Source organism: Collinsella sp. TF07-1, from assembly GCF_003437235.1.
In the GTDB taxonomy this organism is placed as follows: Bacteria; Actinomycetota; Coriobacteriia; order Coriobacteriales; family Coriobacteriaceae; genus Collinsella.
This window is the reverse complement of record NZ_QSRV01000006.1, coordinates 24696-47218: the sequence shown is the minus strand read 5'-3', so window position 1 is coordinate 47218 and position 22523 is coordinate 24696. Positions and strand designations below refer to the sequence as shown.

The 22523-nt window shown below is 61.5% G+C and carries 26 protein-coding genes and 2 tRNA genes; 27 read left to right on the top strand and 1 reads right to left on the bottom strand.

Going from position 1 to position 22523, the window contains the following annotated elements; all coding sequences use genetic code 11:
- Window positions 1–292: 292 nt before the first annotated feature.
- The 25 genes from rsgA (at window position 293) to proC (ending at window position 20377) form a co-directional block, all read left to right on the top strand.
- Complete coding sequence (gene rsgA, locus DXC67_RS03660; RefSeq protein ID WP_199410598.1) at window positions 293–1246, top strand: ribosome small subunit-dependent GTPase A; 954 nt, start codon at window positions 293–295, stop codon at window positions 1244–1246.
- Window positions 1247–1499: 253 nt separating this feature from the next.
- Window positions 1500–2159 (top strand): Flp pilus assembly protein CpaB, encoded by a 660-nt coding sequence (cpaB, locus tag DXC67_RS03655; protein WP_233503148.1) that lies wholly within the window; start codon window positions 1500–1502, stop codon window positions 2157–2159.
- On the top strand, window positions 2159–3808 hold the full coding sequence (locus DXC67_RS03650; protein WP_117637390.1) for a P-loop NTPase: 1650 nt from the start codon (window positions 2159–2161) through the stop codon (window positions 3806–3808). Before cpaB ends, DXC67_RS03650 begins: the two co-directional genes overlap by 1 nt.
- Complete coding sequence (locus DXC67_RS03645) at window positions 3805–5133, top strand: CpaF family protein (RefSeq protein ID WP_117637389.1); 1329 nt, start codon at window positions 3805–3807, stop codon at window positions 5131–5133. The genes DXC67_RS03650 and DXC67_RS03645 overlap by 4 nt, the downstream gene beginning before the upstream one ends.
- Window positions 5106–6032 (top strand): type II secretion system F family protein, encoded by a 927-nt coding sequence (locus tag DXC67_RS03640; protein WP_117637388.1) that lies wholly within the window; start codon window positions 5106–5108, stop codon window positions 6030–6032. The genes DXC67_RS03645 and DXC67_RS03640 overlap by 28 nt, the downstream gene beginning before the upstream one ends.
- Window positions 6029–6670: a type II secretion system F family protein gene (locus DXC67_RS03635; RefSeq protein ID WP_117637387.1), complete on the top strand. Its 642-nt coding sequence runs from the start codon at window positions 6029–6031 to the stop codon at window positions 6668–6670. Before DXC67_RS03640 ends, DXC67_RS03635 begins: the two co-directional genes overlap by 4 nt.
- A 10-nt stretch (window positions 6671–6680) precedes the next feature.
- The gene (locus tag DXC67_RS03630; protein WP_089572694.1) at window positions 6681–6914 is read left to right on the top strand and encodes a hypothetical protein; all 234 of its coding nucleotides are present in this window, start codon (window positions 6681–6683) and stop codon (window positions 6912–6914) included.
- Entirely contained in the window at window positions 6878–7441 is a 564-nt protein-coding gene (locus DXC67_RS03625) for a hypothetical protein (RefSeq protein WP_128620524.1), read from the top strand. Before DXC67_RS03630 ends, DXC67_RS03625 begins: the two co-directional genes overlap by 37 nt.
- A 1-nt stretch (window position 7442) precedes the next feature.
- Window positions 7443–7661: a hypothetical protein gene (locus DXC67_RS03620; RefSeq protein WP_117637386.1), complete on the top strand. Its 219-nt coding sequence runs from the start codon at window positions 7443–7445 to the stop codon at window positions 7659–7661.
- A complete protein-coding gene (locus DXC67_RS03615) occupies window positions 7597–8133 on the top strand; it encodes a TadE/TadG family type IV pilus assembly protein (protein ID WP_117563703.1) in 537 nt (178 codons plus the stop codon). Before DXC67_RS03620 ends, DXC67_RS03615 begins: the two co-directional genes overlap by 65 nt.
- A 76-nt stretch (window positions 8134–8209) precedes the next feature.
- Window positions 8210–10270, top strand: coding sequence for a hypothetical protein (locus DXC67_RS03610; protein ID WP_117637385.1), 2061 nt, complete (start codon window positions 8210–8212; stop codon window positions 10268–10270).
- Window positions 10270–10746, top strand: a complete 477-nt coding sequence (locus DXC67_RS03605; protein ID WP_117563701.1) for a TadE/TadG family type IV pilus assembly protein — start codon at window positions 10270–10272, stop codon at window positions 10744–10746. Before DXC67_RS03610 ends, DXC67_RS03605 begins: the two co-directional genes overlap by 1 nt.
- Complete coding sequence (locus DXC67_RS03600) at window positions 10743–11102, top strand: DUF192 domain-containing protein (RefSeq protein ID WP_226790440.1); 360 nt, start codon at window positions 10743–10745, stop codon at window positions 11100–11102. The genes DXC67_RS03605 and DXC67_RS03600 overlap by 4 nt, the downstream gene beginning before the upstream one ends.
- Before the next feature lie 58 nt (window positions 11103–11160).
- Entirely contained in the window at window positions 11161–11451 is a 291-nt protein-coding gene (locus tag DXC67_RS03595; protein WP_117583813.1) for a hypothetical protein, read from the top strand.
- Window positions 11426–11710, top strand: coding sequence for a ribbon-helix-helix domain-containing protein (locus DXC67_RS03590; RefSeq protein WP_117637384.1), 285 nt, complete (start codon window positions 11426–11428; stop codon window positions 11708–11710). Before DXC67_RS03595 ends, DXC67_RS03590 begins: the two co-directional genes overlap by 26 nt.
- 123 nt (window positions 11711–11833) lie before the next feature.
- Window positions 11834–11906: transfer RNA gene (locus tag DXC67_RS03585), tRNA-Phe, on the top strand.
- A 296-nt stretch (window positions 11907–12202) separates the two neighbouring features.
- Entirely contained in the window at window positions 12203–13264 is a 1062-nt protein-coding gene (locus DXC67_RS03580) for a glycoside hydrolase family 5 protein (RefSeq protein WP_055250529.1), read from the top strand.
- A gap of 6 nt (window positions 13265–13270) precedes the next feature.
- Window positions 13271–14149, top strand: coding sequence for a 16S rRNA (cytidine(1402)-2'-O)-methyltransferase (gene rsmI / locus DXC67_RS03575; protein ID WP_117637383.1), 879 nt, complete (start codon window positions 13271–13273; stop codon window positions 14147–14149).
- 69 nt (window positions 14150–14218) lie between these two features.
- Complete coding sequence (metG, locus tag DXC67_RS03570) at window positions 14219–15820, top strand: methionine--tRNA ligase (protein ID WP_117637382.1); 1602 nt, start codon at window positions 14219–14221, stop codon at window positions 15818–15820.
- A 110-nt stretch (window positions 15821–15930) separates the two neighbouring features.
- Window positions 15931–16791, top strand: coding sequence for a 16S rRNA (adenine(1518)-N(6)/adenine(1519)-N(6))-dimethyltransferase RsmA (gene rsmA, locus DXC67_RS03565; RefSeq protein WP_117637381.1), 861 nt, complete (start codon window positions 15931–15933; stop codon window positions 16789–16791).
- The gene (locus DXC67_RS03560; RefSeq protein WP_117637380.1) at window positions 16781–17698 is read left to right on the top strand and encodes a TatD family hydrolase; all 918 of its coding nucleotides are present in this window, start codon (window positions 16781–16783) and stop codon (window positions 17696–17698) included. The genes rsmA and DXC67_RS03560 overlap by 11 nt, the downstream gene beginning before the upstream one ends.
- Before the next feature lie 43 nt (window positions 17699–17741).
- Window positions 17742–17828: transfer RNA gene (locus DXC67_RS03555), tRNA-Leu, on the top strand.
- A 289-nt stretch (window positions 17829–18117) separates the two neighbouring features.
- Window positions 18118–19056 carry an SPFH domain-containing protein gene (locus DXC67_RS03550; RefSeq protein ID WP_055250521.1) on the top strand — a complete coding sequence of 313 codons (939 nt, stop codon included), beginning with the start codon at window positions 18118–18120 and terminating at the stop codon, window positions 19054–19056.
- A gap of 6 nt (window positions 19057–19062) precedes the next feature.
- Window positions 19063–19533, top strand: a complete 471-nt coding sequence (gene rlmH, locus DXC67_RS03545; protein ID WP_117637379.1) for a 23S rRNA (pseudouridine(1915)-N(3))-methyltransferase RlmH — start codon at window positions 19063–19065, stop codon at window positions 19531–19533.
- Between the two features lie 73 nt (window positions 19534–19606).
- Window positions 19607–20377, top strand: coding sequence for a pyrroline-5-carboxylate reductase (proC, locus tag DXC67_RS03540; RefSeq protein ID WP_117637378.1), 771 nt, complete (start codon window positions 19607–19609; stop codon window positions 20375–20377).
- A 157-nt stretch (window positions 20378–20534) separates the two neighbouring features.
- Here proC and DXC67_RS10490 read toward each other — a convergent pair whose 3' ends face one another.
- Window positions 20535–20708: a DUF6724 family protein gene (locus tag DXC67_RS10490; protein WP_006235069.1), complete on the bottom strand. Its 174-nt coding sequence runs from the start codon at window positions 20706–20708 to the stop codon at window positions 20535–20537.
- A 111-nt stretch (window positions 20709–20819) separates the two neighbouring features.
- Between DXC67_RS10490 and serS the strand changes: the two genes are divergently transcribed.
- Window positions 20820–22103 (top strand): serine--tRNA ligase, encoded by a 1284-nt coding sequence (gene serS / locus DXC67_RS03535; RefSeq protein ID WP_117637377.1) that lies wholly within the window; start codon window positions 20820–20822, stop codon window positions 22101–22103.
- Window positions 22104–22274: 171 nt separating this feature from the next.
- On the top strand, window positions 22275–22523 hold a 249-nt coding region (locus DXC67_RS03530; RefSeq protein WP_199410589.1), incomplete at its 3' end, for a hypothetical protein.

Below are 22523 nucleotides of genomic sequence, written 5' to 3'. Positions count from 1 at the left end.
CCGACTCTTTTTTGTGGGAAAATACCTGCTCAGTTGTGATTTATGGTGCTGGGAGGCGCTTGTGGGCAAGGCTAAGGCTAAAGCGAAGAAAAAGACGACGGGGGCGCGGGCTAAGCGTGACCGTCGTCGGAAGCTTGCGACCGAAGCCCCCGCGTCTGCCGAGGAGTTGTTGACGAGCGTACCGGGGCTCGATGCGTTGCAGGATGTTCCGGCGTTTGACGATCTGCCGGTTGATGCCGCCCAACGGGCAGCCTTCGATGATTTTTGCGCGCAAGCCGAGGAACCCGAGCAGATGCAGTTGGGCGCCGTGGTGCGCCTGGACCGCGGGTTTCCGCTGGTGGCGACTGCCGATGACACGTTTCGTGCCGAGCATGCCGTGGGGTTTGCCAAGTCGCGCGGCGAGGACGAGGTCCTGCTGCCTGCCGTGGGCGACCGTGTGGCGGTGCGCCGCGCTCCCGGGCACGATATGGGCGTGATTGAGTGCGTGCTGCCGCGCCGTACGAGCTTTGAGCGTTGGCGTGGCCGTGCCCGCGGTGAGCGCCAAGTGCTCTGCTCCAACGTTGACAGCGTGCTGATCGTGCAGGCGCTCGGCGCCGGCGAGGTGCTGCTCGATCGCGTGGCGCGCTCACTGGTGTTGGCGCTCGATTGCGATGCCGAGCCGGTGGTGGTGCTCACCAAGGCCGACCGCTGCGATGCCGAGGAGCTCGAGCGCGATCTGGACCGCGCGCGCCGCCTGGTGGGTCCGGACGTGCGTGTGATCGTGACGTCCTCTGCCGAGGGCCGCGGCCTGGACGAGGTCCGTGCCTGCGTGCCCGCCGGGAGCTGCGCCATGATTCTGGGCGAGTCGGGTGCCGGCAAGTCGACGCTGCTCAATGCGCTGCTGGGCCACGATACGTTGGCGACCGGCGGTGTGCGCGAACGCGACGATCAGGGCCGTCACACTACCGTCGCGCGCGTGATGGTGGCACTGCCGGGCGATGCCGGCGTGATCGCCGATGCCCCGGGCCTGCGCAGCCTGCCGCTCGTGGGTCACGAGCGGGGTCTGGCGCGCGCTTTCCCCGAGATTGTCGAGGCATCGCGCGCGTGCCGGTTTGGCGATTGCACGCATACCCATGAGCCGGGCTGCGCCGTTCGCGAGGCCGAGGACGCCGGGCAGATCGATAGCCTGCGTCTGGAAACGTTCCAAAACCTGGCGTCATCCATGCGCGTGAGCGCTCAAATGCTCGATCCCGATGTCCATCTGTAATTGATTTTTCCTATGACAGCCGTCTCCCAACTGTTCGGGAGACGGCTTTTTTTGCTGCGGAAAAGCTTCGAAACATACAGTTTGCTGACGTGCTGACCAAAACCTTGCCACGAGCTTGACGGGCTGGTCAGCTTTTGGTCAGCGATTGGTTTGACATCGAAAACCAAGATTGCGATTGCGCCGCTTTGCACTCTGACCGCTCAGACAATGGTGGTACGGGCATTCGCCCGGCACTGCCATGAGAGGAGCGGCCGTGAACAAGAGCAAGCGCATCGCCATCAGTCTGGTCGCGGGCGTGCTCGCTGCTCTGCTCTGCATGGTTTACGGCTCGTCGATCCGCTCGCAAGCCGAACAGGTCCAGGCTGAGACCTTGGCCAAGTACGGTGGCGATCGCGTCGAGGTTTGCGTCGCGGCGCGCGATATCGATGTGGGCGAGACCCTCGATGAGACCAATGTCATAACCCAGGAATGGCTGACGAGCCTGCTGCCGCGTGACGCAGCGACCGAGCTGCGCCAGGTGCGCGGCGACGTGACGACTTCGCGTATTCCCAAAAACGCCGTGATCTGCAATGTCTACACCAAGGCCGAGAGCCGCAAGCTCGAGGTGCCTAAGGGCAAGGTTGCCGTTTCGGTGGCGGTCGATGCCGAGCACTCGGTCGGCGGTGCCACGGGCGTGGGCAGCTACGTGGACGTGTACGTGCAAAAGGACGGCGTGACCGATCGGCTGTGCGGCGCGCACGTGATCGATACCAGTGAGGATTCCGGTGCCACGCGCGAGGGCAAGATCGAATGGGTGACGCTGGCGGCTGACCCCGAAGACGTCAAGGAACTGCTGGGAGCCTCGGGCAAGGGAACGGTCAGCTTGACGATTCCCGCCACGGCGCGCGGCAAAAAGAGCGGAGGCGACGAGTGATGAAGGCGATCTGGCTTGCGTGCTGCGCGTGCGGCGATTACGGGCTGTTGCAGCGGGAAGTCGAGGGCCGTGATGTGGGTGCACAGGTGCTTCGCGTGGGTGACCTGGACGGGCTGGTTTCCATGGCGCGGGCGTTTCCGTCGCGCCGCGGGGCTGCCATCATCGCGGCGTCTCTGTTTGATACCGAAGATGTACGCAAGACTGTTGCGCGCCTGACGGCCGAAGGCCGCGTGAGTCGCGTGGTCGTGTTGATAGAAGCGCTCGATCCGTCGGATATCGAGGGGCTGTTTCGCGCGGGGGCGACCGAGGTCATCGCTGCACACAGTATATGCGGCAACGGGCGCGCGGGCGAGGGAGCGGTTGATTCCGATCGGAGCATGACGATTGAGCCCGATGCTTTTGTTGATAGGGAACCCGGGGCGCCTCGCGCTACAAGAGGCCCGCGTGTTGATGATTATGGAAAAGCGGAAGCCGAGCATGGTCGGCGCCCCCGGAACCCCCTTGTATACGATGACGCTGGAGGGCCGGCGCAGCATGCTGGCGATTCCCCGGCTGTAGATATGGGATACGTGCACGGCGTGAATCTGGCGGATGAACTCGATGAAGTTGAGGGCTTTGCCGGGTGCGGCGAGTTGTCGCTGATGCAGCATGAGCAGATTGTACAGAACGAGCCTGCCTCGCAGACCGAACAAGCTGCCATGCCGGCTTGGATGCAGCGTGTGGTTGCGGCGGGGGGGACGGGTGCGCTGCCACCGACGCCCGCCCCGCCGCCTCCGATGCCGCCGGCAGACGCTGCCGCTCCGCCGCATCGAGCTCCGGTCATCTGCGCTATTTCGGGTTCGGGCGGTTGCGGCAAGTCGACGATCGTTGCCGCCATGGCACACACATCGTCGCTGTTGGGCTTGCGTGCCGCCGTGCTCGACCTGGACCTGATGTTTGGAAACCTTTACGACTTGTTAGGCGTCGATGCTCCGCGCGATATGGCGGCACTTATCGAGCCGTCGGCGGCGGGCACGCTCACCGAGCCGGATATCGTAGCCACATCGATGCGCGTGGCGCCGGGCGTTACGCTCTGGGGTCCCGTCGCGGCGCCCGAGCAAGCCGAGCTCATGGCGCGTCCGGTGGAGCTACTGCTTGATGTTCTGCGTCGCGAATCCGACGTGGTCTTTATCGATACCTCGGTCTTTTGGGGCGACGCCGTGGCGGCTGCGGTGGCGGCGAGCGACCGTTGCCTGGTCGTTGGCGATGCGGCGGTGTCGTCCGCGACATCGGCGTCGCGCGTCATCGAACTGGCAAGTCGAGTAGGTGTGCCGCGCACGCGCATGAGCGCCGTGTTCAACCGGTTCGGTGCGCGCGGGGCAGACGAGGACGTCGCCATGCGCTTTGAGATTGCCTGTGCGTTGAGCTCCAAGATTCGTATCGCCGATGGCGGGCAGGATCTCGCCGCGCTCATGGCGTTTGGGCGCGCTGACGAGGCGGTGGGGCAGACCAGCGCTTTTGCGACTAGCATGCGCGAGGCCACGCGCGAGATGCTCGTGGAACTGGGGTGCGCCGTCGGCCCTTGGAGCGATATGGTCGCCGACCGTGCAACGCGTACCGAACGCCCGCGTATCCGCCTTCCCTGGTCGCGCGAGGGTGATCAGCGATGAGCCTGCAAACGAGGATTAAGGCTGCCGGCGCTGCAGCGGCGGCAGCGCCTGTAGATGCGGGGCGTCGCCGCGCGGTGAAACGACGCACCAAGCGCGCCGTGATGGACCGCATGGGTTACGACGAAGTGGCGCGTATCAGCGCCTATATCGACCCGGCACTTGCCCGCTCGGAATTGCGTCCTGCGGTGGAGGCGGCGCTCAATGTTGAGGAGCCGACCGATCTCGCGACGCTCGAGCGCGAAACCATCATCGACGAGATTTTGGATGACGTGGTGGGCTTGGGGCCGTTGCAGCCGCTCATCGAGGACGACACCGTTACCGAGATCATGATCAACGGCTGCCGCTCGGCTTTCTTTGAACGCGGCGGCGTTTTGTACCCCATCGAGCATGCGTTTGAGGATGATGAACAGATCCGTGTGCTTATCGACCGCATCATCTCGCCACTTGGCCGCCGTATCGACGAGCGCAGCCCCATCGTCAACGCCCGCCTCAAAACGGGCTATCGCGTCAACGCGGTGATTCCGCCTGTGGCGATTGACGGACCGATTCTCACCATCCGAAAGTTCTCGGACCGTATCTGCTCGCTGGACGAGCTTGTGGGGCTGGGGTCGCTGCCGCTTTGGTATGCGCAGCTGCTGTCGTGCGCGGTGTCGCTGCGACAGGACCTGGCGGTTGCGGGAGGCACGGGATCTGGTAAGACCACCCTGCTCAACGCGTTGTCATGTGAGATTTCCACCGGCGAGCGCATCGTGACGATCGAGGACTCTGCCGAGCTCAAGTTTGCGCATCATCCGCACGTGGTGCGCCTAGAGGCGCGCGAGGCTTCAATTGAGGGTGAAGGCGCGGTGACGATCCGCGACCTGGTAACTAATGCCCTGCGCATGCGCCCCGACCGCATCGTGGTGGGCGAGGTGCGCGGTGCCGAGTGCTGCGACATGTTGCAGGCCATGAACACGGGCCACGACGGGTCGCTCACCACACTTCATGCGGGTTCAGAACAGGAGACCGTGGTGCGTCTGACGTTGCTTGCACGTTATGGCATCGACCTGCCGAGTGAGCTCATCGAGGAGCAGATTGCCATGGCGCTCGACGGTATCGTGATGTCCGAGCGCCACGCCGATGGCAGGCGCTTCGTCTCCTCGTATTCGGGGGTGCGACGCGCCGCATCGGGCGGCGTAGAGCTCGAGCGCTATGTGACGTTCGATGCCGCCGAGCGCACCTGGACGCTTGACCGCGAGCCGCCGTTTATCGCAGAAGGCCTGCGGTCGGGGACGCTCACACAAGAGGAGGTGGACGAATGGAGATCGCTGTGCCCCTCGTCGTAGGGGGCTTGGCAGGGCTTTCTGTCGCGACGGCGTGCGGGGCGGAACCTCGTGTGCCGCAGGTACCGCCGGCGGAGCTGGCACGTCAGGCGCTCGAGACGGTGGCAGAGAAGCTGCCGCGTGAGCTGGTGGAAAACGATCTGCTGAAAAAGATCGCCCGTTCGTGGGCATCGCTGGCTCCGGCGCATCGCCTTGGCCTCGTGATCGAGGATGCTTCGGGATGTTTGGCGTTTCTGCTGCTATCGAGCGGTGTCTGCTGCGTTTTACTAACGATGGTGTCGTTATCGCCCCTCGGATTTGCCTTGGGACTTGTTGCTCCGTTTGCCGTTGGTGCCGCTCGGGATGGCTTTGAGAGCCGGCGCGAGCAACACGATGCAGAAGAGGCAATGCCCGAGGCGTTTACCGCACTTTCCATGTCGCTTGCCTCGGGACATTCGCTGGCCCAGGGCATGCGCTTTGTGGGCGCTCATGCGCAAGAGCCAGTGCATAACGAGTTTTTGCGGGTGGCGGCGGCGATCGATTGCGGCATCTCGGCGACCGACGCGCTCGATGACTTGCTCGTGCGTATCGACGCCCCCGGTCTTTCGCTTGTGACCTTGGCGCTTAAGGTGTCTCAGCGCACCGGCGCTCCGCTTGCCGACTTACTGTCCGAGGCGTCGAGCATGGTGGGGGAGCGCATTGAGCTCAAGCGCCGCCTGGATGTTAAGACGTCGCAGGCTCGCATGTCTGCGCATATGGTCGCGGCGATGCCGGCGGGCATGTGCGCGGTGTTGGCGCTGCTTTCGGCAGATTTTCGTCGCGGTCTTGCGACGCCTGCCGGCGCGGGCGCTGTGGTGCTGGGTCTTGCCCTCAACGCCGTTGCCCTGGTGGTTATCCGGCGCATTATGCGGGTGGAGCTATGAGCGCCCCGGTTGCAGTTGCGGCTTGCCTGTGCGCCCTGAGCGTATTTGTCGCGACGGGGTTGGATCGGGCGGATGCACGCAAGGTCGCAGGGGCCTGCAAGCGCGAGGCGGTGCTGGTCGCTGCCGCGGGTCGCTCGGTGGTCGATGCTCTGACCGCGCGAGTGAAGGGCGCGGTTGGAGCGGGCGGCCCGGCGCGAGTGTCGCTCGGCGAAGTGTCCGAGATGATCGATGTTGTGCGCTTGGGTCTTTCGGCCGGTCTTTCGTTTGATGCGGCGCTTGAGATTTTCTGCGCCAACCGCCGGTCAGTGCTGGCTCTTCGCCTTGAGCGCGCCTGCATGGCGTGGCAGGTGGGCGTGGGCACGCGTGAGGACGAGTTGTTGGCCGCCGCGCGCGACCTGGACGTGCGAGCGCTCGAGACCTTTGCCATCACGGTGGGGCAGGCGCTCGCCCTGGGTGCCCCACTTGCCGAGACGCTGGCCGCTCAAAGTCGCGAGATCCGTGCGGCTCATCGCGCCGCGGTCGAGCGCGAGATCGAGCGTGCGCCCGTCAAGCTGCTGATTCCCACCGGCACGCTCATCTTGCCGGCGTTGCTTCTGTCCATATTGGGCCCGCTGCTGGGAGCAGGCGGGATGATGTAGGGAGGAATACATGAACACGATGACTGACGCTGCTGGCAAGGTCCAGGGCTGGGCGTTTTGCCGGGCGGCACATGTTCGTCAGCGCGCCAAGGAACTATTGCAGGAGGAGAGTGCACAGGGTACCACCGAGTATGCCATCTTGGTCGGCGTGCTCGTGGTGATCGCGATTATCGCCATCGTCGCATTTAAGGGCAAGGTCCAAGATCTATGGAACGCTATCAGCGAGGGCATCAACAGCCTGTAGAGGGCGAGCGTCCCATCGGGGTGCTGCTGGTGTTTGCTTGCCTGACCGTGGCGATAGCGGCGGTGCTTTGGGGGCTTAACGCCGCGCGGCAGCAGCGTCCTGGGACCGCCTCCGATTTGGGCTCAGATTCGGCGGTGGCGTCTCAAAAAGATGAGATGCGAGATGCGGACGATTCGGATGTCGCTGTCACGGCGCAAACCTTTCTGCGGACGCTCGACAAGCGGTCTGGCACTGCGACGGATTCGCCTGAGGGCAACGCGATTGCGGTCCGGCTTGCATGGTCCGAGGACCGACCGATGACCGAAGCGGCGGCGGATATGCTGCGTGCCTATCGCGAGGTACCCACGGCGCAACTTGCTCTGAGCGGCTATCTCGACATCAAGGGAAACGTGTGGGGCGCCATCGTGCGCGACGAACGCGGCTGGGTCGATATGGTGACAATTGCCGCGGATGCTGGCGATGCTTCGTGTCGTCTGCGCGCCGTGCGCCTGAGCCCGCAGGCAACGGACTCAAAGGAGGGATCGTGAAATGCATGATGTCCTGCGTGAGGAATCTGCCCAGGCGACGGTCGAATACGCCATCGTCACGGTGGCGCTGTTATCGATCGTGCTGGCGATCGCGGGACTTTGGCCTGCCGGCACCGATGGGCGCTTGGCGGCGCTGGTTGAGCGGGCGGCATCCCATGGCGTTGCCTCGACGTCGGTTATCGACGCCGCTGCGGCCGCTAAGGACATCGCGTTGTATTGATGCCGCGCGCGAGGACCGGGCGCAGTCTACGGTCGAGGCCGCTTTTTTGCTGCCGACGTTTCTGACACTCATCCTTCTCGCGCTGCAACCGGTGTGCCTGCTCTATACGCGCGCGGTCATGGAGTCTGCCGCCGCCGAGACCGCGCGGCTCATGACCACGACGACGGCGGAGGACGACGATCTTAAGGAGTTCACCCGCCGCCGACTTGCCGCAGTGCCCAACGTTTCGATCTTTCATGCCGGCGGGCCGTTGTCGTGGGATATCGAGCTTGGCCGGGCCGGTGCGGGTGGCGTCTCGTCCGTGTCCGTTTCCGGCGAGGTCAAGCCGTTGCCTGTGATCGGTGCGTTTGCGCAGGCTATGGGTGGTACCGCCGAGGGCGGCTACGTTGAGCTCAAGGTCGATGTCTCGTATCAATCGCGTCCCGAATGGCTGGAGGGAGATTATGATTCGTGGATTGCTGCATGGGATTAGGCGCTGCCTGTTGCGGGTGACGCAAGGGTTTGCGGCCCGCCGTCGACCAGGCGCTCTCCGCAAACGAGGCGGCTTTATGGGTCGAGCCGGTGTCGATCTGTTTATCGAAGACGGTGCCTACACCACGCTCTCCTCTGCGGTGGTCATCTTGGTGGTGCTCACGCTGCTGTTTTCGTCGACGGCGGCGATATGGAGCATGTCGCGTGCCGGGGATACCCAGGTGGCGGCCGATAGCGGCGCGCTGGCGGGTGCCAACGTAGTGTCGTCCTATCACACGGCTGCCACGGTGGTTGATGCGAGCATCTTGAGTCTGGGGCTGGCGGGGTTTGCCACGATCGGGACGGGCCTGGTCGCCATCCTCATCCCGGGTGCCGAACCAGTTGCCGGCAATATGGTCGACACCGGGATTGAGATCATTAAAACGCGCAACAATTTTGCCAAAAGCGCATCGGAAGGCTTACAGAAAATCGAGACGGCTCTGCCGTATCTGATCGCCGCGCGTGCCACGCAGGCGGTGTCGGCGCAGGATACCGATAGTGTGACCTATACCGGTACGGCGCTTGCCGTGCCCAGGACATCCGAGTCTGATTTTGTTGCGCTCGAGGGTTCCGAGATCTCGACCGATGCCATTAAAGATGCGTCGGAAGATCTGGAGCGCGCGGCCGAGGAGCTACAAAAAGCATCGGAGGAGACGGCGAAGGCAAAGGAGCGTGCCTGGCTAGCGGATTGCGGTGGATCGGATAAAGGTTCGGTCGGCAGCTGTTCGTGTATGTGGGAGCGCGCGAAAAGCCTAACGGATCTCTCCGGTGTTCAAAATCCGCATTACGCTTCGAGCGTTACGTGGGAGCCCCAAGTTGCCCTTGATCGCGCGAAGGACTACTACCATTGGCGTCTGACAAATGAGAAGCCCCACGGCTCGAGTGTCGAGATGAGGGCAGAGTCTGCGGCGCGTAAGGCGTTTTATACCTATGCGAGCGCGGAGGTCGATCGGGCGCATATAACCGAGAACGGAGACAGGGTTTCCTCCTATATTCCGCTGCTGCCGCGCAACTCTGATGAGGTTCGGGCGACGGAACTCTATACCGATGCGGTGTGGCCGACGAGCGTGAACGATGACAAGGCGTATCTGCATTACGGGACGACCTGCCCTAACTATAAGAAAGGGACGCCGAGCGGATTTGCTTCGGTTGCCGATTACGATGGACAGGATAAATGCAGCAAATGCCATTTTGGCGTTTTGTCGCTTGGTGCTGTTGCGGCGCCTTCAACCTCTATCGAAAACGGCTTCGAATATCACTTCGACGAGTTCAAAAAGGCCTTGGAGGAATACGTCAAATGTCGGAACAAAGAGCTTGAGCTCATGCGTCAGACCGAGGATGAGGCCGACCGTGCGAGCAATGCGTTTGACCAGGCCATTAAAGCGCTTTCGGGCGAGCGTCCGCGTATCGCTCCGCCCGGTCGCAACGGCGTGGTTGCCTTTGCGGTTTCGGGTGCCATCTCGAGCCCCGATGAGCTCAACTCTTCGTTTAACACGGCAGTCAGGCTTGGCGATCGCGGTGCCATCTCTGCCGCGGTGCTGGCGCCCGATGAGGCGACGGCGCAAAACAACGTGCTTTCGCGATTTTTCTCGACATTGAAGGAACGCTCGGGTGGCGTTGCCGGCGTACTCGATGGCGTCATGGATGTCTGGGGACGGCTGCTTGTGGGATACGGAGACATCCAAGGTTCGGCCGACGAACTTATGGACGAGATGATTAAAGGCCTAGGAGGGGGCAGCGGCGCGTTGGGCTCCATCGCATCGTGGCTCGGCGATACCGTTTCGGCGTCCGTGGCGGCGCTGGGTTTGGAACCGTGCGACTTGCGCCTGCGAAAGCCGGTGCTGACTGATTCCGCCAACGTCATTAAGAGCCCGGGGTCTGACATTGCTGGTCTCTCTCAAGCGCAAGACAAACTGCGAAGTATTCCGTTGGGCGTGACCGATCCCAAGGCGCTTTGCGAGGCGTTGGAATATCAAGTCGAACGCACCATCAGCGGTACGGTGTTCACGCTTGCGGAGATTCCTCTGCCCGGCGGCGGCTCCATCCCGCTCACCGTCGATGTCGCCACGCTGGTTGGCGCTCTGGGCGGTGGGTCGTAATGAGTATCCGCATGCGTCTGCGCGAGGAGCGCGCCCAAGCGACGGTGGAGATAGCAGTGGTTACGCCCGTTTTGCTGGTGCTGGCACTCATCGTATACAACGTCATGATCTATGCCAGCGCTGTCGCGCGCTTCGACCGCGTGGTGCCCGACATCGTGTTGGCGCACGCCGTGGCGCCGAGCGGGGAGGGCGACGAAAGCTCTGTCGATGCCTCGGCGACGGTCCGGACTCAAATTCTGAATGCCATGGAAGGCTATGACTTGCAGATCGAAGTGTCGAGCGAGCAAGGCGCGGAGGCATCGGATGGTGGCCTGCTCTCCCTATCCGGTACGTTTAGGACCTACACCTGCACCATGCACTATGAGCCGTGGCCGACTTCTCTCAGCATCGCTGGCGTTCCGCTGGGGGCGCCGACAACGTTGTCGCACGAGCGCGCGGTGACGGTCGATCCATGGCGTCCGGGGGTGGTCATGTGACCGCGGTCTCGTCCTACATCGCCTACGCGCGGGCACTCAATAGGCTGGGCTGGACGCCGGCCGAGTTTGCGGTGGCGGAGTCGTTTGCCGTGCGCCTGCGCGGCATGCTGGGACGGTGTCCGGTTGCCGCCAACGGTCTGCCGCTCGTCATGGCATTTCCACGCTGCTCTTCGGTCCATACGTGTTTTATGGCCTATCCCATCGATATCGCCTTTATCGATGCACGTGGCTATGTCCTCGTATGCTACGAAAACGTACGTCCCTGGCGTATGTGCTCCTGCCCCGGCGCCTGGGCCGTACTAGAGCGTCCTTCAATCATTGTTTCGACCCCTGCTCTCCAACGCGTGCCGGCTTAAGAATTGGCGACAGCGGACTTTCGTCATACGAAATTGGGTAAGATGGAGGAGAAGATGCATGGATGTTGAGATCCATCCCAACGCTAAAAAGCACCTGACGGAAAAGCAGGTGCTTAGCGCTTGGCTTGCGGTTACTGAGTGCATTCGTCGCGAGCCGAAGGACGAGCCGCCGAGATGGCTTGCGATTGGATGGCTCCCAGACGGACGAAGCGTGGAGCTTGTCGCGGTCGAGCTTGTCCGTGGGGGCTTATCATTCATGCCTTGTCTCCAGTCCAGAAGAAATTTTGGCAGGAGATTGAACGGGCTCGGCAAAGGGGTCGATGATGGGCAAGACGTATACGGCCGCTAATGGTCAGGTTGTAACGGATGAAACGATTGACGCGTGGTGCGAGTCGTACGAGCGCGGAGAGTTTCCGGATGGCGAACACACCGTTGGTGGGATCGTGCATGGACGGCCCCCACTCTCAGGCGAGGGGACGGCAACGCTGTCGGTCAAGATTCCTCTGGGAATGAAGGAGGCCATTCGTCGACGGGCGGCTGCCGAGGGGATGACGCCAAGTGAGTTTGCCCGTGCGGCTCTGAGCGAAAAACTTCTTGCTGCCGGCTGATGCCTCTGACGTGCCGATTTATAGAACCGAGGCTGTGCTCAAAAACTTTTTTAAAATTCTCGGTTGACCGGAACGCGTCCTTGGTTATACTAATCAAGCCTTGAAACAAGGCACACCTCAAATGGCTGGGTAGCTCAGTTGGTAGAGCAGAGGACTGAAAATCCTCGTGTCAGGGGTTCGATTCCCTTCCCCGCCACCTTGAATTGACTAGGACCTCTGCAAAGGGGTCCTTTTCTTTTATGTAGGGTTCTGCGGAAACTGCGTCCCAGAATAAGGGCTCAGAACGGGACACACTTTCCGGTGCCTGCCTCCGGCGCGCGTACACACCTCGTCGCACCATTCCGAGCCCGCCCGCCCCAGACATTCCTCCCACTTTCGCGTCACTTTACAGACCGTTCGGTCGCCTGTCCGCACACGCGGGTATACTCAAAACGATACTTATCCTATGCAATACGATGCGGGTTCGACCTGCATGATCCGAAGGGGGCAGTGATGGAGAGGATACTCGGCGTTAATCTCTCTGGCTGGTTTATTCCCGAGCCTTGGGTGACCCCGTCGCTGTACGCGGCGACCGGTGCATCCAACGCGGCCGAGCTACAGGAGGCCATGGGTACCGCCGCCTATAACGAGCGCATGCGCCGCCATTACGAGACGTTTGTGAGCGAGGACGATTTTCGCCGCATGGCGCAGATTGGCCTCAATGCCGTGCGTCTGCCGGTGCCCTGGTATGCCTTTGGCTCACAGGGGTCCGATGCGTCCTACATCTCGGTTGTCGACTACATTGACCGTGCAATTGAGTGGGCTGCCAAGTACGACATCCGCGTGCTGCTCGATCTGGCAACCGTGCCCGGTGGCCAGGGCGATTCCAACGATTCGCCCACCACGCCGGAGGCTGTCGCCGAGTGGCATTCGTCCACCAACGGCCGTCATGTCGCACTCGACGTGCTCGAGCGCTTGGCCGATCGCTATGGCGAGGCCGAGAGCCTGCTGGGCATTGAGCTGCTGGACACGCCGCAGATGAGCGTTCGCAAGAGCCTCTTCACCATGACGGATGGCATTCCGGCCCACTACCTGCGCAATTTCTATCGCGATGCCTACGAGCTCGTTCGTTCGTATATGCCCGAGGATAAGATCGTCGTCTTCTCGTCGTCGGGGCATCCCAGCGAGTGGAAGCATTTTATGCGCGGCGCCAAGTACAAGAACGTCTACATGGACCTTCACCTGTACCATTACCGCGACGAGTACGCGCTCGACATTACGAGCCCCCGCGGGCTGACGACGGCGATTTCGCGTAACAAGCGCGAGCTTAAAGAAGCGATTTCGACTGGGTTCCCCGTGCTGGTGGGCGAATGGTCGGGTGCGGCGATCTTTGCCAACTCGTCGGTTACGCCCGAGGGCCGCAATGCCTACGAGCGCGTGTTTATCGCCAACCAGCTGGCTTCGTTTGCGCCGGCTGCCGGTTGGTTCTTCCAAACGTGGAAGACCGAGAAGCGCATTGCAGCATGGGACGCCCGCGCGGCGCTTGGTACGCTCGAGCGCGGCATGATTGAATAGGTTGATATGACGCAAAACAGCGCCCATACGGGCAAACTCTATGTGGTCGGCACGCCCATCGGCAACCTAGGCGACCTGTCCCCGCGCGTTGGCGAGGCTTTTGCCGCCGCCGATGCCATTTGCTGCGAAGACACGCGTGTGACGTCAAAGCTGCTGATGCACCTGGGCATTTCCAAGCCGCTTGTCCGTTGCGACGAGAATGTGATCGCTAGCCGCGCTGCCGGCCTGGTCGACCGTCTGCTGGCGGGGGAGACCCTCGCCTTTGCCTCGGACGCCGGCATGCCGAGCGTGTCCGATCCCGGCCAGGCGCTGGTCGAGGCGGCGCGTGAGGCCGATGTGCCCGTCGAAGTTATTCCCGGGCCCTCTGCTTGCGTCACGGCGCTTGTTTCGTCCGGCATTCCCTGCGAGCATTTTTTCTTCGAGGGCTTTTTGGGCCGAAAGCACGGCGACCGTGTGCGCCGTTTGCAGCGCCTTGCCGTGGTGCCTGGCGCACTCATCTTCTACGAGTCTCCACATCGTATCGTGGCGACGCTCGAGGCCGTGGCGGAGGTCTTTCCCCAGCGTGAGGTCGCCGTCTGCCGCGAACTCACCAAGCTGCACGAGGAGGTCTTGCGCGGGCCCGCTGACCAGCTTGCCGAGGAGCTGCGTGCTCGCGGCGAGGTAAAGGGCGAGATTGCGCTGGTCATCGCGCCGCCGAGCGAGGACGAGGAGGCCGGCATCGCGCCGGTTGGCGCTGCGGTAGCGGATCCCGACGATGCCCTGCGCGAGGATATCCGCACCGCGCTCGAGGAGGGGGAGCCCGCCTCTGCGGTGGCCAAGCGCCTGTCTCAGAAGTATTCGCGCCGCAAGCGCGATGTCTATGCCATGGTGCTCGATATGCAATAGATGGAGGATATCCAGCCCTTGCGCTAGAATCATCCCCTGTATGCAACGTTTTTCTGGAGGACAAACCCCATGGATCAAAGCAAGCCTTCGTTCTTTATCACGACGCCCATCTACTACGTCAACGCCGATCCGCACCTGGGCACGGCTTATTCCACCATCATCGCCGACGTTCAGGCTCGCTATCGCCGCTCCGCCGGCTATAACGTCAAGTTCCTGACCGGCATGGACGAGCACGGCGAGAAGGTCGCCGAGGCCGCTGCCAAGCACAACATGACGCCGCAGGAGTGGACCGACAGCCAGGCTCCGCACTTCAAGGAGCTTTGGAGCAAGCTCGAGATCTCCAACGACGACTTCATTCGCACCACCGAGCCGCGCCAGCATCACGCCGTGCAGTATCTGTGGGAGCGCATGAAGGAGTCCGGCTACCTGTATAAGGGCAGCTATGACGGCTGGTACTGCGTGCCCGACGAGACCTACTTTACCGATACGCAGGTCCAGAAGGGTGACGAAGAGTACGGTAGCGTCGGCCAGCACCTGTGCCCCGATTGCCACCGTCCGCTCGAGCGCGTGCAGGAGGAGTCCTACTTCTTTAAGCTCTCCGCCTTCCAGGACAAGCTTCTCAAGCTCTATGACGAGCACCCCGACTTTGTCGAGCCTGCGTTCCGCATGAACGAGGTACGTAGCTTTGTCGAGGGCGGCCTTAACGACCTTTCCGTGAGCCGCACGAGCTTTGACTGGGGCATTCAGGTCCCGTTTGACGAGGGTCACGTGACCTACGTGTGGTTCGATGCGCTGCTCAACTATATGACTGCCGTCGGCTACGGTGTCGACACCGACGAGGCCCGTGCCGAGCTGGCCTATCGCTGGCCCGCGCAGTTCCATATTGTGGGTAAGGACATCATTCGCTTCCACTGCGTCATTTGGCCCGCCATGCTCATGGCCATCGGCGAGGCCCTGCCCGAGCACGTCTTTGCCCACGGCTTCCTGACCGTGCGCAATGCCGAGACCGGCAAGGCCGAGAAGATGTCCAAGAGCCGCGGTAACGCCATCGCTCCGCAGGATGTTATCGACATGCTGGGCGTCGAGGGCTATCGCTACTACTTTATGACCGATGTCGTTCCCGGTACCGACGGCGCCATCAGCTTCGATCGCATGGAGCAGGTCTACAACGCCGACCTGGCCAACAGCTGGGGCAACCTTATCTCGCGTTCGCTCAACATGAGCGGCAAGTACTTTGACGGTTGCGCGCCCGCCAAGCCCGCATCGTTCGATGCGTTCGACAACCCGCTGGCAAAGATCGCCGATGGCCTGGTCGACCGCTACATGGCCAAGATGGACGTGCTCGATTACGGCGGAGCCAAGGATGAGGTCATGGAGCTCATCCACGCCGCCAACCACTACATCGAGGACTCCGAGCCCTGGGCGCTTGCCAAGGACGAGGCCAAGGCTGACGAGCTGGCGTTTGTGATCTACAACCTGCTCGAGGCCATCCGCATTGCCGCTCACCTGCTGATGCCGCTCATGCCTCAGACCTCTGCCGAGGCCCTGCGCCGCCTGTCCTGCGAGAACGAGGCCGCGACCGACGACCTCAAGGGCATTTGCGCTTGGGGCCTGCTTGCTGGTGGTCAGCCCGTCGAGAAGGGCGATCCGCTGTTCCCGCGTCTGGCGTAGAGACCGCACGAGCGCCATATCGGCAATTTGCTGTTTAGATGTAAGGGCATGGCCGCAACGGTCCATGCCCTTTCGTTTCAAGACGCCGCCATCATGCTAAGGAGGCAACTATGACAACTTCGCCTTTGGCAAACCCCACGGCAACAAGGGAGCTGCTGGAGGAGTTTGGCCTTGCGACCAAGCATCGCCTGGGCCAGAACTTTCTAATCGACAATCATGTGATCGAACGTATCTGCGAGCTTGCCGAGCTTGCAGGTGACGAGCGCGTACTCGAGGTGGGTCCAGGTTGCGGTACGTTGACACTTGCGTTGCTGCAGGAAGCGGCGTGCGTTACGTCCATTGAGGCCGATCCCGAGCTTGAGCCGGTGCTCGATGCCCACGCCGCCGACTATGCCAACTTCCGCTTTATCATGGGCGACGCGGTTAAGGTGGGCCCGGAGCAGATTGAGCAGGCTGCGGGCGGTGAGCCGACGGTATTTGTCGCGAACTTGCCCTATAACGTGGCGGCGACGATCATCCTGCAGTTCTTCCAGACGATGCCCGCGCTCAAGCGTGCTGTGGTCATGGTTCAAAAGGAGGTTGCCGATCGCATTGCCGCGGTGCCGGGTAACAAGACCTATGGCGGCTACACGGCAAAGCTCGGCCTGTATGCGCAGGTTACGGGTCGCTTTGAGGTGCCGCCACGTTGCTTTATGCCGGCACCGCACGTGGACTCGGCCGTCGTGCGTATCGATCGCGTTGACGGCGTGGTACCCGAGGGGCTCGATCGCGAATTTGTGGCCCGCGTGATTGATGCTGCATTTGCCCAGCGTCGCAAGACCATCCGCAATTCCATGAGCGCCAACGGCTTTGCCAAGGACGTGCTCGATGCCGCCTTTGAGGCTTGCGGTATCGCACCCACCACGCGCGCCGAGACGCTCGGCGTCGCCGACTTTGTGTGCCTGGCTCGGGAGCTTTCCCATGACGCTTAATGCCGAACGCGTGACGTTTACCAAGAAAAAGAAGACGGTTGCTTGTCCCGTGCCCTTGGCACCGCTTGCCGACACACATGCGCATCTGCTTTCGTTCTGGGGCAAGGATGTGCCCGAGACACTCGTGCGTGCCAAGGCGGCAGGCATCGACCTGTTGGTGACGGTCTTCGACCCCATCGCCGACAAGCGCAGCGTGACGGACTATAGCGACTGGCTCGTGCGCGAAATTCTGCCGATGCAGGATATCCCGCAGATCAAGTATCTTGCCGGCGTGCATCCGTATGGCGCGCCGGACTATACCGACGACATTCACGCGCAGGTTGTTGCTGCGCTTGATGACCCTTTGTGTGCCGGTATTGGCGAAATCGGTCTGGACTACCACATGGATTACGACGACGACATCACGCCGGCGCCCCACAGCGTGCAGATTGATTGCATGGCGCGCCAGCTCGAGCTTGCCGTGTGTCGTAACGTGCCGGTGGAGCTGCATCTGCGTCACGAGGACATGGACCAGGAGCGTACCTCGCACGTGGACGCCTACAACGTGCTTCGTGAGGTGGGCGTGCCCCAGGCCGGTTGTGTGCTGCACTGTTTTGGCGAGGACCGCGCCACGATGGAGCGCTTTGTGAAGCTGGGCTGCTATATCGCCTATGGTGGTGCGGCCACCTTTAAGCGCAACGACGACGTGCGCGAGGCATTTGCGGCGACCCCGCTCGACCGCATTTTGTTCGAGACGGATTGCCCGTATATGGCTCCGGAGCCCATCCGCGGTCTTGAATGCGAGCCCGCAATGATCTCCATTACGGCAAACGCGCTGGTTAACGACCGTGTCGATCGCACTGGTGAGGACGCCGAAACAATCGCGCAAGCCGCTTGGGAAAATGCCTGCAAACTTTTTCAAAAATAGTTCTTGCGTTCGCGATGGCGCTCCGTTATTCTAATTCCTGCACGCGGGCGTGGCGGAATTGGCAGACGCGTACGGTTCAGGTCCGTATGGGGGCAACCCCATGAAGGTTCAAGTCCTTTCGCCCGCACCATTGATTGAAAAAGCTCCCAGCAATGGGAGCTTTTTTGTTACGGGCCCATCGCAGGGACTTGAACCTGTGAAGGAGCGAGCGTCAAGAAAACGCGGAGCGTTTTTAGCGAGCTGGCGAGTCCGCCGGCAGGCGGGCGAAGCCGGTGCGGATCCGCGCAGCGGATAGGCGGACGTCCTTTCGCCCGCACCATGGATTGAAAGAGCTCCCAGCAATGGGGGCTCTTTTTGTTATGCACGATCTCCTTGGACGGGTATCCTAGTACCAACGTGTGCCTATCAGAGGAGAGACCATGCTGTTTTCCGGTATCATCGCCGCCCTTACCAGCCTTTTGATTCCCATCATCATCCTGTTGCTGCTGCTCCCCAACGCCTGTTATGTCGTTGAGCAGCAGCACGCTGTGATCATCGAGCGCTTGGGTAAGTTCAATCGTATCGTCAACGCGGGCTTCCACGTGAAGGTGCCCGTGATTGACCGCAAGGCCGCCACGGTGAGTCTGCGCACCATGAAAAATGGTTTTGGCATCGACGTTAAGACTCAGGACAACGTGACCATCGGTCTTGAGGTCTCCGCTCAGTACCACGTGAGCTATGACATGGGCGCCGGCCCGGCAGATTCGGGCATCTACAAGAGCTACTATATGCTGCAGGAGCCCGTCGACCAGATGCGCGACTTCATCACCGACGCCCTGCGCTCCTCCATCCCCGTCTACACACTCGATGAGGTCTTTGCCAAGAAGGATGACATCGCCAAGGATGTCAACGCTACCGTTTCCGAGCAGATGGCCGCCTACGGCTTCACCCTCGTGTCGACGCTCATCACCAAAATCGCACTGCCGACCGAGGTTGAGAACTCCATGAACGACATCAACGCTGCCCAGCGCAAGCGCGCTGCCGCGCAGGAGCTCGCCGAGGCCGACCGCATCAAGCGCGTCACCGAGGCGACCGCCGAGGCCGAGGCTATGGAAAAGGCGGGTGAGGGCATCGCCAACCAGCGCAAGGCCATCGCGCTGGGTATCAAAGATTCGCTCGAGATCATCCAGGAGACGGGTGTCGGCAATGACGAGGCCAACCAACTGTTCATGTTTACGCAGTGGTCCGAGATGATGACGGAGTTCGCTCGCACGGGTAAAACCTCGACGGTCGTGCTGCCGAGCGACTTTTCGCAGTCGGCCTCGATGTTCGAGCAGATGCTGGCCGCCGGCAAAGTTCAAAACGATTCGAAGGAGTAGACGCGCGTGAAATACACCGTCGTTTGCGTCGGTAAGCTCAAGGAGCGCTTTTGGAAGGACGCGTGCGCTGAGTACACCAAGCGCCTAGGTGCCTATGCCAAGGTGGATATCCGCGAGGTGGCCGATATCGACCCGGCTAAGGCGGGCGGCGTGGATGCCGCGCGCGACAAGGAGGGGGCGGCGATTCTTGCCGCCTTGCCATCTCGAGCGCATGTGATCCTGCTGGCTATCGAGGGCAAGGAGCGCTCGAGCGAGGAGTTTTCGGCGAGGCTCGACGATCTTATGCTGCGAGGCGGCAGCGACATTGCCTTTGTAATCGGCGGTTCGGACGGCGTGAGCGATGACGTGCGCGCACGAGCCGACGAGATGCTCAGCTTTGGACGCATTACCTTGCCGCATAACCTGGCGCGTGTGGTGCTGCTAGAGCAGATTTACCGTGCCTGTAAGATCAGTCGTGGCGAGCCGTATCACAAATAGGTCGGCAATACGAAACAATGGCGTGGGACAATACCTTTCGTTTTGAGGAATGTGTCTGAAAGGACTATGCGATATGAAGATTGGATTTGTCGGTTTTGGCAATATGGCGAGCGCTATGGCCGATGGCTGGATCGCTGCCGGTGTAGCTGCGAGCGACATGTGCGCCTGCGCGGGTCGCTACGACGCACTGGTTGAGCGCTGCGAGGCGCGCGGCATGGTCGCCTGCCACGATGCCGCCGAGGTTGTCGCCGCATCCGATATCGTGGTCGCTGCGGTCAAACCGTACATGATCGAGAAGGTATTCGCCCCGCTCAAGGATGCTTTTGCCAAAAAGGTCGTTCTGTCGGTTGCCTGGACCTGGGACAGTGCCAAGTGGGAGCAGGTCCTGCCGGGCGTCGCGCATATCTCGACGGTGCCCAACACGCCGGTTTCGGTGGGCGAGGGCGTCATCGCCTGCGAGAAGGCTTCGACGCTTAACGACGAGCAGCGTGCTGTGGTGCTCGACCTGCTCGGTAAGCTTGGCGCTGTCGTCGAGCTCGACACAAGCCTGCTGTTTGTGGGCGGCACGGTGGGTGGTTGCGCTCCGGCGTTTGTCGCCATGGCAATCGAGGCCCTGGGCGATGCGGCGGTCAAGCACGGTATCCCGCGTGCGGATGCTTATCGCATTGTGAGCCAGATGGTGCTGGGTACGGCAAAGCTGCAGCTTGCAACTGGCCAGCATCCTGCGGCGATGAAGGATGCCGTATGCTCGCCCGGTGGTGCCACCATCAAGGGCGTCGTTGCGCTCGAGGACGCCGGCATGCGCAGCGCCCTGGTCAAGGCAATCGACGCAACCCTCCAGTAAAACCGACCAAAAAAGGGACAGTTTATTTTGGCAGGTTTTTCCTGCGGTTTTGTCCTTTTAGCGAAAAGCGCCCCGCAACTGGCTCAATTCCAGTTGCGGGGCGCTTGCGTTCGCCCGGATAAAACCGACCAAAATAAACCTGTCCCTTTTTGGCGGGTTAGTCCCAGAAGCTGTCTTCTTCGTCCTCGGATTTGGGGCCGCGGTCGACATACATCTTATGGGTGCGCTTCTCCATTACAAAGGCAAGAATCGCAAACAGCAGGATGCCGCCGGCGAAAAGGATGGCAAAACCGGTGCGGGTGCCAAACAAAAAGGAAAAAACTGCGTCCATTGGGTGCCTTCTTGCGTAGTTGAGTTGGGTCGTAAACGTTCATAAGTATATACTTGCCCATACATGTACAAGGTTGCAACCTAAATGGAATGTATATCGCCGGAGGATCTAATGCTTGATATCAAGTTTGTTCGCGAGAACCCTGATGCCATCGATGTCGCCATGGCTAACCGCCAGACGTCTTGGGATCGCGAGAAGTTCTTTGAGCTCGACGACGAGCGTCGTGCCGTCATCACCGAGGTTGAGGAACTTCAAGCCACGCGCAATGCCGAGTCCAAGAAGATCGGCGCCCTGATGAAGGAGGGCAAGAAGGACGAGGCCGAGGCCGCCAAGGAGGCCGTGCGCGCCGTCAACGAGAAGATTGACGGTCTGGCCGAGCGCCGCACCGCCCTCGAGCAGGAGCAGTACGACTTCATGGCTCACCTGCCCAACATTCCTTGCGAGGCCACGCCGTACGGCAAGGACGAGGACGAGAACATCGAGCGCCGTCGTTGGGGCACCCCGCGCGAGTTCGACTTCGACTTTAAGCCGCACTGGGATCTGGGCACCGACCTCGACATCCTTGACTTCGAGCGCGGCAACAAGCTCTCCGGCAGCCGCTTCACCGTTCTCGGTGGCGCCGGCGCCCGTCTTGAGCGCGCCCTCATCAACTTCTTCCTCGATACGCACACCAGCCGTGGTTTTAAGGAGTGGTGGCCGCCCATCGTCGTCAAGCGTCAGACCATGTTCGGCACGGGCCAGCTGCCCAAGTTCGAGGACGACGCCTATCACGTCTCGGGCGACAACTTCCTGATCCCCACCGCCGAGGTCGTGCTCACCAACCTGCACGCCGGTGAGGTCCTCGACGCCGATACCCTGCCGCGCCGCTACACCGCCTTCACCCCCTGCTTCCGCGAGGAGGCCGGCTCCGCTGGTCGCGATACCCGCGGCATCATTCGCCAGCACGAGTTCGACAAGGTCGAGATGGTAAAGTTTGCCAAGCCGGAGGAGTCCGACGAAGAGCTCGAGAGCATGACCGCCGAGGCCGAGTTCCTGCTGCAGCAGCTGGGTCTTCCGTATCGCGTGATTAGCCTGTGCACCGGCGACCTGGGCTTCTCTGCCCGTCAGACCTACGACGTCGAGGTCTGGCTGCCGAGCTACAACGCCTACAAGGAGATCAGCTCCTGCTCCAACTGCGGTGACTTCCAGGCCCGTCGCGCCAACATCAAGTATCGCGACCCCGAGAACTTCAAGGGTTCGCGCTATCTGCACACCCTCAACGGTTCCGGTCTGCCGGCTGGCCGTACCATGGCAGCCATTCTGGAGAACTACCAGAACGCTGACGGCACCATCACGATCCCCGAGGTTCTGCGTCCCTACATGGGCGGCCTCGAGAAGATCGAGCCGGTCGCGTAGATTGGCTGCATAAGCGATTTGCTAGGGCACTCCTTTTTGGGGTGCCCTTTTTGTGTGCGGCCATACCATGCTGTGCGGACAGCTCAATAGAAAACACACGAACAACTGTTCTGTATACAGCCATCTACCTGCTATGCTTTTGCTAAATAAGAGCGAGAGAAAGGGGACGCGATGGAGCTGTTTGATGATCGGGTGGTTTTGTTTGAGAGCGACGAGGGCGGGGAGTACCTGCTTGTGACGTGTGAGCCGTCTGGCATGGGTGGCCTGGTGGTTCGACAGACGAGCGAGGGTCCGTTGACCCAATGGTGCTACGAGGAGTCGCCGCATGTGGTTGAGACGTTTGTGGCGCACGAGGGGCTTGTGGCCCTGGAGCATTTCTATGGGGTCCGGACATCTAACCAGGTTGCTCGCATGTTGAGT